The 13,449-nt window shown below is 65.1% G+C and carries 16 protein-coding genes; 4 read left to right on the top strand and 12 right to left on the bottom strand.

The window, feature by feature from the left end; translation table 11 throughout:
- Positions 1–80 precede the first annotated feature (80 nt).
- Both JQK15_RS14715 and rarD read left to right on the top strand, forming a co-directional pair.
- Positions 81–302 carry a hypothetical protein gene (locus tag JQK15_RS14715; RefSeq protein ID WP_004208594.1) on the top strand — a complete coding sequence of 74 codons (222 nt, stop codon included), beginning with the start codon at positions 81–83 and terminating at the stop codon, positions 300–302.
- Between the two features lie 2 nt (positions 303–304).
- Positions 305–1,201, top strand: a complete 897-nt coding sequence (gene rarD, locus JQK15_RS14710; RefSeq protein WP_214866308.1) for an EamA family transporter RarD — start codon at positions 305–307, stop codon at positions 1,199–1,201.
- A gap of 5 nt (positions 1,202–1,206) precedes the next feature.
- Here rarD and JQK15_RS14705 read toward each other — a convergent pair whose 3' ends face one another.
- Positions 1,207–2,538, bottom strand: coding sequence for a dihydroorotase (locus JQK15_RS14705; RefSeq protein WP_214866223.1), 1,332 nt, complete (start codon positions 2,536–2,538; stop codon positions 1,207–1,209).
- Positions 2,539–2,607: 69 nt separating this feature from the next.
- Between JQK15_RS14705 and ygfZ the strand changes: the two genes are divergently transcribed.
- Positions 2,608–3,345: a CAF17-like 4Fe-4S cluster assembly/insertion protein YgfZ gene (ygfZ, locus tag JQK15_RS14700; protein ID WP_214866222.1), complete on the top strand. Its 738-nt coding sequence runs from the start codon at positions 2,608–2,610 to the stop codon at positions 3,343–3,345.
- 125 nt (positions 3,346–3,470) lie between these two features.
- Positions 3,471–4,172, top strand: coding sequence for a glutaminyl-peptide cyclotransferase (locus JQK15_RS14695; RefSeq protein WP_214866307.1), 702 nt, complete (start codon positions 3,471–3,473; stop codon positions 4,170–4,172).
- Positions 4,173–4,233: 61 nt separating this feature from the next.
- Here the strand turns inward: JQK15_RS14695 and JQK15_RS14690 are convergent, their stop codons facing one another.
- The 11 genes from JQK15_RS14690 to coxB all read right to left on the bottom strand — a co-directional run bounded on the left by JQK15_RS14690 (position 4,234) and on the right by coxB (position 13,406).
- On the bottom strand, positions 4,234–4,500 hold the full coding sequence (locus JQK15_RS14690; RefSeq protein WP_037521193.1) for an endonuclease domain-containing protein: 267 nt from the start codon (positions 4,498–4,500) through the stop codon (positions 4,234–4,236).
- 166 nt (positions 4,501–4,666) lie between these two features.
- Positions 4,667–5,536 carry an RsmD family RNA methyltransferase gene (locus JQK15_RS14685; RefSeq protein ID WP_017500086.1) on the bottom strand — a complete coding sequence of 290 codons (870 nt, stop codon included), beginning with the start codon at positions 5,534–5,536 and terminating at the stop codon, positions 4,667–4,669.
- Positions 5,537–5,589: 53 nt separating this feature from the next.
- Complete coding sequence (gene thrC / locus JQK15_RS14680) at positions 5,590–6,990, bottom strand: threonine synthase (RefSeq protein WP_017500085.1); 1,401 nt, start codon at positions 6,988–6,990, stop codon at positions 5,590–5,592.
- Between the two features lie 44 nt (positions 6,991–7,034).
- Positions 7,035–7,676, bottom strand: a complete 642-nt coding sequence (locus JQK15_RS14675) for an SURF1 family protein (protein ID WP_214866220.1) — start codon at positions 7,674–7,676, stop codon at positions 7,035–7,037.
- Positions 7,673–8,056, bottom strand: coding sequence for a DUF983 domain-containing protein (locus JQK15_RS14670; RefSeq protein ID WP_214866219.1), 384 nt, complete (start codon positions 8,054–8,056; stop codon positions 7,673–7,675). Before JQK15_RS14670 ends, JQK15_RS14675 begins: the two co-directional genes overlap by 4 nt.
- Before the next feature lie 10 nt (positions 8,057–8,066).
- The gene (locus JQK15_RS14665; protein ID WP_004208605.1) at positions 8,067–8,897 is read right to left on the bottom strand and encodes a cytochrome c oxidase subunit 3; all 831 of its coding nucleotides are present in this window, start codon (positions 8,895–8,897) and stop codon (positions 8,067–8,069) included.
- A gap of 44 nt (positions 8,898–8,941) precedes the next feature.
- Positions 8,942–9,517: a cytochrome c oxidase assembly protein gene (locus JQK15_RS14660; protein ID WP_010339617.1), complete on the bottom strand. Its 576-nt coding sequence runs from the start codon at positions 9,515–9,517 to the stop codon at positions 8,942–8,944.
- Positions 9,517–9,654, bottom strand: coding sequence for a cytochrome c oxidase system small membrane protein (locus JQK15_RS14655; protein WP_010339616.1), 138 nt, complete (start codon positions 9,652–9,654; stop codon positions 9,517–9,519). Before JQK15_RS14655 ends, JQK15_RS14660 begins: the two co-directional genes overlap by 1 nt.
- The gene (locus JQK15_RS14650) at positions 9,651–10,571 is read right to left on the bottom strand and encodes a heme o synthase (RefSeq protein ID WP_026108937.1); all 921 of its coding nucleotides are present in this window, start codon (positions 10,569–10,571) and stop codon (positions 9,651–9,653) included. The genes JQK15_RS14655 and JQK15_RS14650 overlap by 4 nt, the downstream gene beginning before the upstream one ends.
- A 133-nt stretch (positions 10,572–10,704) precedes the next feature.
- A complete protein-coding gene (gene ctaD / locus JQK15_RS14645; RefSeq protein WP_004208609.1) occupies positions 10,705–12,384 on the bottom strand; it encodes a cytochrome c oxidase subunit I in 1,680 nt (559 codons plus the stop codon).
- Positions 12,385–12,398: 14 nt separating this feature from the next.
- Positions 12,399–13,406, bottom strand: coding sequence for a cytochrome c oxidase subunit II (gene coxB, locus JQK15_RS14640; protein WP_214866218.1), 1,008 nt, complete (start codon positions 13,404–13,406; stop codon positions 12,399–12,401).
- Positions 13,407–13,449: the final 43 nt, after the last annotated feature.

Raw genomic sequence — 13,449 nt, 5'->3', positions numbered from 1 at the left:
CCCATCGCAGGGCCAGTTTCTGCCGGGTGGCATGGTCGCTTGTCTTGTTCCGGGACAGCAAAGCCGCCATCAGTCGGACTATGCTCAACCTTCTGTCAGCCCTGATCGGTCTTGTCACCCTTGTCCTGATGATCCCGGCGGTGTTTCCGCTGCTCGGCGCGCTCAACTGGCTGCTGGTGCCGATGGCCCTGTTCGGCGCCTTCATCGGCCTGATGTCGTCGAAAAAGGGCGGGCAGAATTTCTGCCTGATCGTCGCCGCCTTCGGCGCGCTGCGCCTGTTCCTGGGCGGCGGCATCCTGTGACCATGGCGGAAAACGAAGCGCGCAAGGGCGTCATCGCCGCGATCGGCACCTACAGCATCTGGGGGATGCTGCCGCTCTTCTTCCGCCTGCTGCATCATGTCGACCCGATCGAGATCGTGACCCAGCGGGTGATCTGGTCGGTCATCCTGATCCTGGTGCTGCTGGCCGCGCGCAAGGGACTGGCCGCCTTCGTCACGGCATTGCGCACGCCCCGGCTGGTCCTGCCGCTGACGGCATCGGCGGTGATGATCGCGATCAACTGGCTGGTCTATGTCTGGGCGGTCAATGACGGCCATGTCGTCGCCTGCAGCCTGGGCTATTTCCTCAACCCGCTGGTCAGCGTGGGCCTGGGCGTCGTGATACTCAAGGAAAGGCTGCGGCGCGGACAGATGCTGGCGATCGCCATCGCCGCGATCGGCGTCGCCATCCTGGCCGCCGCCGCGCTCACCACTCTGTGGATCAGCCTGGCGCTGGCGATCAGCTTCGCCCTTTATGGCCTGATCCGCAAGCTCACCCCGGTTGCGCCGATGACCGGCCTCGGCGTCGAAACGCTGCTGCTGGTCGCGCCGGCGATCGGCTACCTGATCTGGCTGTCGGGCCATGGCGGCATCAGCTTTGGCCAGGACGTGCCGACCACCGGCCTGCTGATCCTGGCCGGCGGCGTCACCACCGTGCCGCTGGTGCTGTTCGCCACCGCCGCCCAGCGCCTGCCGCTGGCGACACTGGGGCTGCTGCAATATCTGGCGCCGACGCTGCAATTTCTGTGCGGCGTGGTGCTGCTGGGCGAGACGCTGAGCCAGGGCCAGATGCTGAGCTTCGGCCTGATCTGGCTGGGCCTCATCCTCTTCGCCAGCGACAGCTATGCCGCCGCCCGCCGCAACCGGCTGGCGACGGCGTAATCTGATCAGTTGAACTCGGTCGCCTCGAACCGGACCGGCTCGCCGACCGCCTGATTGGCGAGGCTGTCTTCCCACATCACGCGGTTGCCGCGGATGATGGTGCCGATCGCCTTGCCGGTGAGGTCCATGCCGTCGAACGGCGACCAGTCGCAGCGCGAGGCGAGCCATGCCTTGCCGACGGTCCATTTCTTCTTGAGGTCGACCACGGTGAAGTCAGCGTCATAGCCGAGCGCGATCCGGCCCTTGCAGGTGAGGCCGAACACGCGCTGCGGGCCCGACGAGGTCAGTTCGATGAAGCGGCGCAGCGTCAGCCGCCCTTCGGCCACATGGTTGAGCAGTAGCGGCACCAGCGTCTGCACGCCCGGCATGCCGCTGGGCGAGGCGGGGTAGACCTTCGCCTTTTCCTCGATCGTGTGCGGCGCATGGTCGCTGCCCAGCACGTCGGGCACGCCCTGGTTGAGCCAGAACCACAGGCCGTCGCGATGCGCCGCGCTGCGGATCGGCGGGTTCATCTGGGCATAGGTGCCCAGCCGCGGATAGGCATCCTCGCCGGCCAGGGTCAGATGCTGCGGCGTGACTTCGCAGGTCGCGACATCCTTGTTCTGGCCGATATATTCCAGCTCCGCCGGGGTGGTGACGTGCAGGATGTGGATGCGGCGGCGCGCCTTGCGGGCGAGCGCGATGATCCGCTTCGTCGCGATCATCGCGCTTTCATCGTCGCGCCAGACGGGGTGGGACGAGGGATCGCCCTCGACCCGATAATCCTTGCGCGCGTTCATCCGCGTCTCGTCCTCGGCATGGATGGCGACGCGGCGGGTGCCCGACGCCAGCACGCGGGCCAGCGCAGCGTCATCGTCCACCAGCAGGCTGCCGGTCGATGCGCCCATGAAGATCTTGACGCCGGACGTGCCGGGAATGCGCTCCAGTTCCTTCAGCTGCTCGGCATTTTCCGCCGTCGCGCCGACATAGAAGGCATGGTCGCACCACATGCGATGATGGGCGCGCTTCAGCTTGTCATGCACCCGCTCGGCGGTGTCGGTATTGGGATTGGTGTTGGGCATTTCGAAGACGGCGGTGACGCCGCCCAGCACCGCGGCGCGGCTGCCCGATTCCAGATCCTCCTTATATTCCAGCCCCGGCTCGCGGAAATGCACCTGGCTGTCGATGCAGCCGGGCAGCACGTCGAGGCCGGTGCAGTCGATCACTTCGCCCGCATCGCCCAGGCTGGTGCCGATGGCGACGATCTTGCCGCCGCGCACGCCCACATCCACCTGCTCCGCGCCGCCCGGCGTATGGACGGTGCCGTTCTTGAGGATCATGTCGAAGGTCTGGGTCATGGCGATATTCCTGTCTGCTGTTCGCGCGAACCGCTTGGCGAAGTCGTGCCGCCGTCCTACCTAAAGCCGATGACCGATACCACCCTTACCGACCGCGCGGTGCTGCGCATTTCCGGCGAAGAGGCGCGTCCCTTCCTGCAGGGGCTGCTGACCCGCGACGTGCTGACGCTCAAAGACGGCGAAGCGCGCTGGACCGCGCTGCTGACGCCGCAGGGCAAGGCGCTGTTCGACTTCATCCTGTGGGGCGACGACGGCGATATATTGATCGACTGCGAAGCGGCGCAGGCCGATGCGCTGGCGAAGCGGCTGACGATTTACCGGTTGCGGCGCAAGGTGGTGATCGCGCGCGACGAGTCGCTGGCGGTGCATTGGGCGATCGATGCGGCCGACAAACCCCGCGATCCGCGCCTGCCAGAATTGGGCGCGCGCTGGCTGGCGCCGGCCACCGATGGCGACGCCTCCGCCGCGTTCCGCACGCATCGGCTGTCGCTCGGCGTCTTCGAGGGCGCGGCGGAACTGGGGCAGGACCAGACGCTGTGGCTCGAAACCAATGCCGAGGAACTGCACGGCGTCGATTATGACAAGGGCTGCTATGTCGGCCAGGAAAACACCGCCCGCATGCATTATCGCAACAAGGTGAACCGGCGACTGGTCGCGGTGCCGCTGGAGCAGGCCGACGAGAAGCGCCAGCGCGCCGCCCTGCCAGACCTCAATCTGTCGATCGAACTGCAACGGGTGGAGGCGATCGACCCCGCCACCCTGCCCGCCTGGCTCGCCACCGCGATCGCCGCGCAGGCCGCCGAATGAGGCAATGGTTCTGGCGCCAACAGCCGTTCGGTTCGAGCCTGTCGAGAACCGCTGCACGCAGGCTTCTCGACTTCGCTCGAAGCGAATGGATATTATTGTCGTTGCTGTGCGCCTTCACCCTGACCATGCCGGCTCGGGCGGAAACGCCCTGGACTTTGGTCAAGGCCTATCCGCACGACCCAGCGGCCTTCACCGAGGGCCTCTTCTACCTCGACGGCGCGCTCTATGAGAGCACCGGCCTTGAAGGCCAGTCGGAGATTCGCAAGGTCGCGCTCAAGACCGGCAAGGTCGAGCAGCGCCGCGTCGTCGAGCAGCCCTATTTCGGCGAGGGCATCGTCAACTGGGGCGGCAAGCTGGTCAGCCTGACCTGGCGCCATCGCCAAGGCTTTGTCTGGAAACTGGACGATTTCTCGCCGCTTTCCACCTTCCGCTATGAAGGCGAAGGCTGGGGCCTGACCCAGGATGGCCGGTCGATCATCATGAGCGACGGCAGCGCGCAGCTGCGCTTCCTCGATCCCGAGACGCTGAGCGAACAGCGCCGAATCACCGTCACCTGGAACGGCCGCGCGGTCGACCGGCTCAACGAGCTGGAATGGGTCAGGGGCGAGATCTGGGCCAATGTCTGGTACGACACCAGGATCGCCCGGATCGACCCGCGCAGCGGCGGCGTGATCGACTGGATCGATGTCGCCCCGCTACGCAAGCAGGCCGGCGTCACCGACAGCGAAGCCGTCGCCAACGGCATCGCCTATGACGCCAAGAGCGACCGCGTCTTCATCACCGGCAAGAACTGGCCGAAGCTATTCGAAATCAAGGTCGGGAAGTAAGGCGTCGCGCGTAATAGCCCTCTCCCGCAGGCGGGAGAGGGTTGGGTGAGGGTCTTCTTGCTTACGTCTCTCGAACGGCAAGCAGCTCCAGCCTGATCCGCTCCACCACGCCGTCGAAATTCTCGACCACATCATGATTCCAGAACCGGTGGATCACATAGCCCGCCGATTGCAGCTGCCTCGTGCGCGACGCATCCGTCCGTTCATCATGCTGCCCGCCATCGATCTCTACGATGAAGCGATATTCGGCGCAGAGAAAATCGACCACGAATGGCCCGATCGTCGCCTGTCGCCGGAACTTGAAACCTTCAAGCTGGCGATTGCGCAAGACGGCCCATAGCCGTTGCTCACATTCAGTTGCGTTGCGCCGCAGACGTGAAGCGTTGGGACTGGTCGGGCCGATGCTGGGCATTGGCAGAGTCTATCATGAGGGCAGTCGTAGAAAAGCCCTCACCCAACCCTCTCCCGTAAACGGGAGAGGGCTTATAGGCGGTTTACCGCTTCCAGCGCGCCCAGATGGCGGTGGGGAGCAGCAGGCCGCGGGCTTCCTCGCGCACGGTCAGTTCGCCGGCCTCGACCTCGCCGGGCAGGTCGGCAAAGGCCTGGCGCAGCAATTCGCCGATCGCCAGCGCCGACATGCGCACCGCATAGACGGTGAGGAACAGGAAGCGGCTGTCGGCGTCCAGCAACTGGCGGCAATTGGCGATGAGGCCGGGCAGATCCTCTTCCAGCCGCCAGACTTCGCCGTCGGGGCCGCGGCCATATTTGGGCGGGTCGAGCAATATGCCGTCATAGCGGCGGCCGCGCCGCACTTCGCGCGCGACGAACTTGGCCGCATCCTCGACGATCCAGCGGATCGGCCGGTCGCCCATGCCCGACAGGTCGGCATTCGCCCGCGCCTGCGCCACCGATTTCTTCGACGCATCGACATGGACCATGCGCGCGCCGGCCGCCGACATGCCCAGCGTGCCGACGCCGGTATAGCCGAACAGGTTCATCACCTCCGCCTCGGGCTTGTCGGCCGTGCTGGCGCGCATGAAGTCCCACACCGGCGCCATGTCGGGGAAGAAGCCGAGATGGCGGAAGGGGGTGCAGCTCGACTGGAAGGTCACTTCCTTCCAGTGCAGCGGCCATCCCTCGGCCGGGACCGGCTTGTCATAATACCAGCGGCCGCCGCCATCCTCGTCCGATCCGGGGATGAATTCGCCGTCGGCGCGCCAATCTTCGGTCGCCGGCGCCCACATCGCCTGCGGTTCGGGGCGGATGAAGCGGAAACGGCCATAGCGTTCGAGCTTGCGGCCGTTGCCAGAGTCGATCAGGCCATAGTCGGACCAGGGTTCGCCGATGAGAGTCTTGAGTTCCATTCCGGCCTCATCGTCTCTTGCGCCGCTCCTGTCGAGAGGGGATCAACCCGCGATCAGCCGCGCGGCGTCGCCCGCTCCGCGACATAGGCGGTCACCGCCTCGAACGTGCCGGGCAGCTTGGCATAGCTTTCCTCGCGCGCGAACAGGTCGCCGACCCGCGCGGGCAGCGGCGGCCGCGTGCCGGTCGCCCGCTCCACCGCGTCGCGGAACTTGGCGGCATGGGCGGTCGCCAGCGTCACCACCGGGATCGACGGATCGATGTCCGCCTCGCGCGCGGCGGCGAGGCCAATGGCGCTGTGCGGATCGATCACCTGGCCGGCGGCGTCGAACGCCCAGCGCATCGCCATGGTCATGCCGTCGGCATCGATCCGGGCGGAGGTGAACAGGTTGGCCGCGCCCTCGCGCTGGGCATTGGTGAGGCGCATCGCCTTGCTCGCCTCGAAACCCTGCATCTGCTGGGCGAGCGCGAGGCCGTCACGGCCACCGGCATCGAACAGCAGTCGCTCGAAATTGGAGCTGACCTGAATGTCCATGCTGGGCGTCGCGGTCGGCACGACCTGGCCCTGGCTATAGTCGCCCTCCGACAGGGCGCGGTGCAATATGTCGTTGACGTTGGTGGCGACCACCAGCTTGGCGACCGGCAGGCCCATTTTCGACGCGACATAGCCGGCGAAGACATCGCCGAAATTGCCGGTCGGCACCGAGAAGGCGATCGGGCGATCGGGCGCGCCCAGCCGCACGGCGGCGTAGAAATAATAGACGACCTGCGCCATCAGCCGCGCCCAGTTGATGCTGTTCACCGCCGACAGGTTGAAACGCGCCTTGAAGTCCGCGTCGTTGAACATGCGCTTCACCAGCGCCTGCGCATCGTCGAAGCTGCCGTCGATCGCGATGTTGTAGACATTGGGCGCCAGCACCGTGGTCATCTGGCGGCGCTGCACGTCGGACACCCGGCCCTCGGGATGCAGCATGAAGATGTCGACCTTCTCGCGGCCGGCGACCGCGTCGATCGCGGCCGAACCGGTGTCGCCCGATGTGGCGCCGACGATGGTCAGATGATCGTCGCGGCGCGACAAGAAGCGCTCGAACAGCTGGCCCAGCAGCTGGAGCGCGACATCCTTGAACGCCAGGGTCGGACCATGGAACAGCTCCAGCATCCAGTGGCGATTGTCGAGCTGGACCAGCGGCGTCACCGCGTCATGGCTGAACCGGCCATAGGCGGCGGTGCAAAGCTCGCGCAGTTCCTCTTCGCTCAGCGATCCGGCGACGAACGGCGCCATGACGCGCACGGCAGTTTCGACATAGGAAAGGCCGGCGAGCGCGCGAATGTCGGCAGCGGAAAATTGCGGCCAGCTCTCCGGCACATAAAGCCCGCCGTCGGACGCCAGGCCCGCCAGCGTGACATCTTCAAAACCGAGCGCCGGTGCGCTTCCCCTGGTGCTGACATATTGCATAATGGGAAAGCGCGGTAGCGACGCGCGCGCGCCGGGGCAAGCCTTTACGACGGCTTTGGCGGCTCCGCATTGCGTCGACGCAGGACAAGCAGATAGATTATTGCCGCCAGCGCGGCAAAAATGAACCATTGCACCGCATAGGCGAGATGATTGTTGGGCACGTCGGCGGTGCTGGGCGGCGCCATGGGTTTCAGGCCCGGCGGCGCGGCGCGCGCGACCAGCATCGGCCGCAGTGGCATGGTCCTGCCCCCTGCCCGCGCGATCAGCGAGCGATGATCGGGTTCCTGCGAAATCCAGCCTTCGACCTGTCCGCCGGTCCAGGCCGGCTTGTCATCCGGCTTCTGGCCGACGCCGACCGCGACCAGTGCGCCGGGCCCTTCGGCGCCGGTGGTGCATTGGGCGATATGGCGATAGCCGGTCGATCCGTCGGCCGCGCGCCCGGCCTCCACCTGCCAGCCGACGACGCGCAGGCAATGGACCGAGGACGGGCGGAACAGCAGTTCATCGGGCACCGGCGGCATTTTGGGGAAGGCGACGGCCGGGCGCGATACATTGCTGGCCGCCAGCGCCAGCATGGTTTCCTTCTCGCCCCGGCGCTGCAACTGCCAGATGCCGAGCGCGATCATGACAGCGATCGCGACACAGACCAGCAGGGTCGGAACAATCGGGATGCGCCGTCCGCTCATGCGTCCTTCTTCTCCACCACCCGCCCCTCGCGGGCATCCTTGCGATATTCGACCGTCAGCAGCGCGCCCTTGGCGACGCGCAGGCTGCCGACCACGGCGCCGGCGGTCAGCGGCGCCCACAGCAGCAGGTGCAGCCATAGCGGCGGATGGACCGTCAGTTCCAGGGTCAGCGCCAGCGCGACCATGACCGCGCCGATGATCAGCGTCAGGAAAGCCGCCGGCCCGTCGCCGACATTATATTGGCCATAGTCCAGCCCGCACTGGCGACAGGCCGACGCAAAACGCACCGGCCCTTCGAACAGGGTCGGTGCGCTGCAACGGGGGCAAAGGCCGCGGGCGGAGGCCGCAAGCAGGTCCATGCCTGTCGCCTTCGCCGTCATCCCTGAACCATCAGCCGCCGTGGATCGGCGCGCCCCAGCCGCCCCAGACATAGATGGCGGCGAACAGGAACAGCCACACCACGTCGACGAAATGCCAGTACCAGGCGGCCGCTTCAAAGCCGAAATGCTGGCGCGGGGTGAAGTCGCCCTTATAGGCGCGGATCAGGTTCACCACCAGGAAGATGGTGCCGACCAGCACATGGAAGCCATGGAAGCCGGTCGCCATGTAGAAGGCCGAGCTATAGGGCGAACCGCCGAACGGGAACGGCGCGTGCATATATTCATAGGCCTGGATGCAGCTGAACAGCGCACCCAGGATCACCGTACACCACAGGCCCTTCTTCAGCCCTTCGCGATCGCCGTGGATCAGCGCATGATGCGCCCAGGTGACGGTGGTGCCCGAGCAGAGCAGGATCAGCGTGTTGAGCAAGGGCAGCTCGAACGCGTTCATCACCTCGATGCCCTTGGAGGGGAACATCCCCTCGATCGGCGCCAGTTCGCTGGGGAAGAGGGAGAAGTCGAAAAAGGCCCAGAACCAGCCGACGAAGAACATCACTTCCGACGCGATGAACAGGATCATGCCATAGCGCAGATGCAGCTGGACCACCGGCGTATGATCGCCGGCATGCGCCTCGGCAATCACATTGCTCCACCAGCTGAACATGGTGAAGAGGACACCGGCCACACCGATTAGGAAGATCCAGCCACCGCCGGCGGGCATCGCGTCGGGATGCATCCACATGATCGCGCCCATCGCCATCACCAGCGCCGACATCGAGCCGAACAGCGGCCAGATGCTGGGCGGAAGGATATGATAATCGTGGTTCTTGGCGCCTGCCATGACGGTTTCTACCTCTTCCCTGTTTTTCGGTTATTCTCGTCAGCTTAGCTTGGCTGCTTCCCCTGCTCAACAGGATAGAAGGTGTAGCTGAGCGTTATCTGCTGCGTGTCCTTGTTGTCGGGATCCTGCAATATCTTGGGATCGACATAATAGATCACCGGCATGCGCACTTCCTCACCGGGTTGCAGCGTCTGCTGGGTGAAGCAGAAACACTGGATCTTGGTGAAATAGGCGCCGGCCTGGGTCGGCGTGACGTTGAAGCTGGCGGTGCCGGTCACCGGCTTGTCGGACAGGTTCTTGGCAATGAAAATCGCCATGTCGCGGGCGCCCACGGTCACCGTGTCGGTGCGATGTTCGGGGCGGAACTCCCAGGGCATGCCGGGCTGGACATTGGAATCGAAGCGGATCGACATGGTCCGCCCGGCCACCGGGGTCAGCTTCACATCGGCCGCCGCGCGCTGGGTCGTGCCGCCGAAACCGGTCGTCTGACAGAAGATGCGGTAGAGCGGGACCGAGGCGAAGCCGAGGCCAAGCATCGCCAGGCCGATGCCCGCCATCGCCACCAGCGTCCGCCGGTTGCGGCGGTCGCGGTCAAAGGGCGAGGGCGGGAGCGAGGCCATCAGATATTATGGCTCGCGCCGATCTTCGCCAAAGTGATGGCGAAGAAGAGGATGGCGAGGAAGCCGAGCAGCAGCCCGGTCACCAGCGCACGGGACTTTTGCCGTGCGCGCACCTGATCCTGATCTTCCGGACTCATGCCAGCAGCCAGCGGTCGACGACCACTGCCCCGAACAGCAGGAAGAGATACAGGATCGAATATTTGAACAGCCGCTTTTCCGGCGCCATGCGCGCGGGATCGGTTTCGCGGCGCAGATAGACCTGGAAGGCCATGGCCGCGAAGATCGCGGTGCCCACCAGTGCCGCCGTGCCATAGATCGCGCCAGTCAGGTGCAGCGCGACCGGGGCCAGCGCGGCAACCGCCATGATGAAGGTGTAGAAAAGGATCTGGCGCCGGGTGACGACCTCGCCCGAAACGACCGGCAGCATCGGGATGCCGGCGGCGGCATAATCGGTCTTCACGAACAGCGCGAGCGCCCAGAAATGAGGCGGCGTCCAGAAGAAGATCAGCATGAACAGCGCGATCGGCAGCGCGGTGATGTCGCCCGTCACCGCCGCCCAGCCGATCACCGGCGGGAAGGCGCCGGCCGCGCCGCCGATGACGATATTCTGCGCCGTCCGGGGCTTCAGCCAGATGGTGTAGATGAAGACATAGAAGAGGATCGAGACGGTCAGCACGGCGGCGGCCAGCCAGTTGGTCGCCATCCCCATCAGGATCACCGAGAAGAAGGACAGGCCGACGCCGAAATGCAGCGCCGTCTGCCGCTCCATCCGGCCGGCGGGCAGCGGCCGGCTGGCGGTGCGCTTCATCTTGGCGTCGATATCGGCTTCCCACCACTGGTTGAGCGCGGCGGCCGCGCCGGCGCCCAGCGCGATGCACAATATCGCGGTAAAGCCCAGCACCGGATGGATATGACCGGGCGCGGCGAGCAGCCCGCACAGGCCCGTGAACACCACAAGCGTCATCACGCGCGGCTTGGTCAGCGCGACGAAATCGCGCCAATGAGCGGGCAGGACGGGGGCATTAGCCCCGGACGAAAGCGGCGAACTGGCCATAAACTCCTCTTCGATCAGCCGGCGCCCCATACAGGCCCTGACCGATTCCGGCAAATGGACAGACGGTCCTACCCGTCTGCCCCGCCGCAGGGGGAACGGAGTGCCCGGTCCAGGCCGGGCACCCGCATGGCGATCAGTCGATGACCGGCAAGGTCTCGAACTGGTGATAGGGCGGCGGGCTGGTCAGCGTCCATTCCAGCGTCGTCGCGCCTTCGCCCCAGGGATTGCCCTCTGCGCGTCTGCCGGCGAACAGCGACCAGAAGACATTGACCAGGAAGATCAGCACGCCGACCGCCATGATCTCATAGCCGTGGGTCGCGATCTTGTTCCAATAGGCGAACGCCTCGGGATAGTCGGGATAACGGCGCGGCATGCCGCTCAGGCCCAGGAAGTGCATCGGGAAGAACAGCAGGTTCACGCCGATGAAGAAGACCCAGAAATGGAGCTGGCCCAGCACTTCATTATACATGCGCCCCGTCATTTTCGGGAACCAGTAATAGAAGCCCGCGAACAGCGAGAAGACCGCGCCCAGCGACAGCACATAGTGGAAGTGCGCGACCACATAATAGGTGTCGTGCAGCACGTCATCGACGCCGCCATTGGCCAGCACCACGCCGGTCACACCGCCCACGGTGAACAGGAAGATGAAGCCCAGCGCCCACACCATCGGCGTCTTGAAGCTGATCGATCCGCCCCAGATGGTCGCGATCCACGAGAAGATCTTGATGCCGGTCGGCACCGCGATGACCATGGTGGCGGCGGTGAAATACATCTTCACATTCACCGACATGCCGGTGGTGAACATGTGGTGCGCCCAGACGACGAAGCCGACCACGCCGATCGCGACCATGGCATAGGCCATGCCGAGATAGCCGAACACCGGCTTGCGGCTGAAGGTCGAGACGATCTGGCTGACGATGCCGAAGCCCGGCAGGATCATGATATAGACTTCGGGGTGGCCGAAGAACCAGAAGAGATGCTGGTAGAGTTCGGGATCGCCGCCACCGGCCGCATCATAGAAGGTGGTGCCGAAATTGCGATCGGTCAGCAGCATGGTGATCGCCGCGGCCAGCACCGGCAGCGCCAGCAACAGCAGGAAGGCGGTGACCAGCACCGACCAGACGAACAGCGGCATCTTGTGCAGGGTCATGCCCGGCGCACGCATGTTGAGAATGGTGGTGATGAAGTTGATCGCGCCCAGGATCGAGCTAGCGCCGGCGATGTGCAGCGACAGGATCGCCATGTCAACGGCCGGGCCGGCCGACCCGCTGGTCGACAGCGGCGCATAGACGGTCCAGCCGGTGCCCGCGCCATTGCCGGTGCCGCCGGGCACGAAGGTGGAGCCGAGCAGCAGCAGGAAGGCGGGGATGAGCAGCCAGAAGCTGATATTGTTCATCCGCGGGAAGGCCATGTCCGGCGCACCGATCATGATCGGCACGAACCAGTTGCCAAAGCCGCCGATGATCGCGGGCATCACCATGAAGAAGACCATGATCAGGCCATGGGCGGTGATCAACACGTTCCAGAGGTGATAGGCCTGGTCCAGCGTCGCGGCGGGACCGTCGCTCCACTGCGCCCAGATATGCAGGAACTGGATGCCCGGCTCGCGCAATTCCATGCGCATCAGGCCGGAAATGGCGCCGCCGATCAGGCCGGCCATGATCGCGAAGATCAGATAGAGGGTGCCGATGTCCTTGTGGTTGGTGGACATGAACCAGCGCTGGAAGAAGGCCGGCTTGTGGTCGGCATCATGATGATCATGGGCATGGTCGCCATGATGATCGCCATGATGGTCGGCGGTGATGGTGGTCATGACGTTCCTACCCCTCAGATCTTCTTTTCAGCAGTAGCGGCAGCGGCTTCAGCCGTCTTCTCCGCCGCTGCGCCCTTCAGCGTGCCGCCCTGCGACTGGACCCACTGGTCGAACTGAGCCGGGGGCAGCGCCTCGATCGCGATCGGCATGAAGCCGTGGCGCGCGCCGCACAGTTCCGAACATTGGCCATAATAGACGCCCGGCTTCTCGATGGTGAAGCTCTTCTCGTTCAGGCGTCCGGGCACGGCGTCCATCTTCACCCACAGCGAAGGCACGGCAAAGCTGTGGATCACGTCGGCGCCGGTGATGATCAGCTTGACCGGACGACCGACCGGCAGGACCAGGCGATTGTCAGGCGCGAGCAGATAGGGCTCGCCATTTTCCTTCGCCTTGTCCTCGGGCAGCATGTTCGACACGAATTCGGGGATGCCGTTGTCGGGATATTCATAGCCCCAATACCATTGATAGCCGGTGACCTTCACGGTCAGCGCATCCTTGGGCGCGGGCTTGTACTGGTCGGCCAGCAGGCCGATCGAGGGAATCGCGATCACCAGCAGGATGAGGACCGGAACCAGCGTCCACACCACTTCGATGACGGTGTTGTGGGAGGTCTTGGACGGCACCGGGTTGGCGGAGCGGCGATAGCGCACCATCACATAGAGCATCAGCAGCAGCACGAAGACCGAGATGGTGGTGATGAGCGGCAGCAGCATCTTGTCGTGCAGCCAGCGCGCGGTGTGGCCGGTGGAGGTGAACTGCTCCTGCAGCGTGATCTCGCCGGGCTTGGGCATGCCGATGCCTTCGGTCGGCTTCATCCGCGGCGGCGCGGCGACCTTGGCGGCAGGCGCGGCTTCGGCCGCAGGGGCCGTCGCATTGTCGGGTGATTCGGTCGATATAGCTGCATTGTCAGCAGCGGGGGCGGCAGCGGCGGCATTCTCCTGCGCCAATGCCATCGGGCTCATCACCGTTGCCGGCGCCATTGCCAGCAAGCCGGCCAGAATGAGCGATCTCACCTTTTTCATAGCCTCATCTACCCCTAACCCCTTGTTGCCGCTGCAACGGGAA

Source organism: Sphingobium sp. BHU LFT2, assembly GCF_018604485.1.
GTDB lineage: Bacteria > Pseudomonadota > Alphaproteobacteria > Sphingomonadales > Sphingomonadaceae > Sphingobium > Sphingobium yanoikuyae_A.
This window is presented reverse-complemented; position numbering and strand designations above follow the sequence as displayed.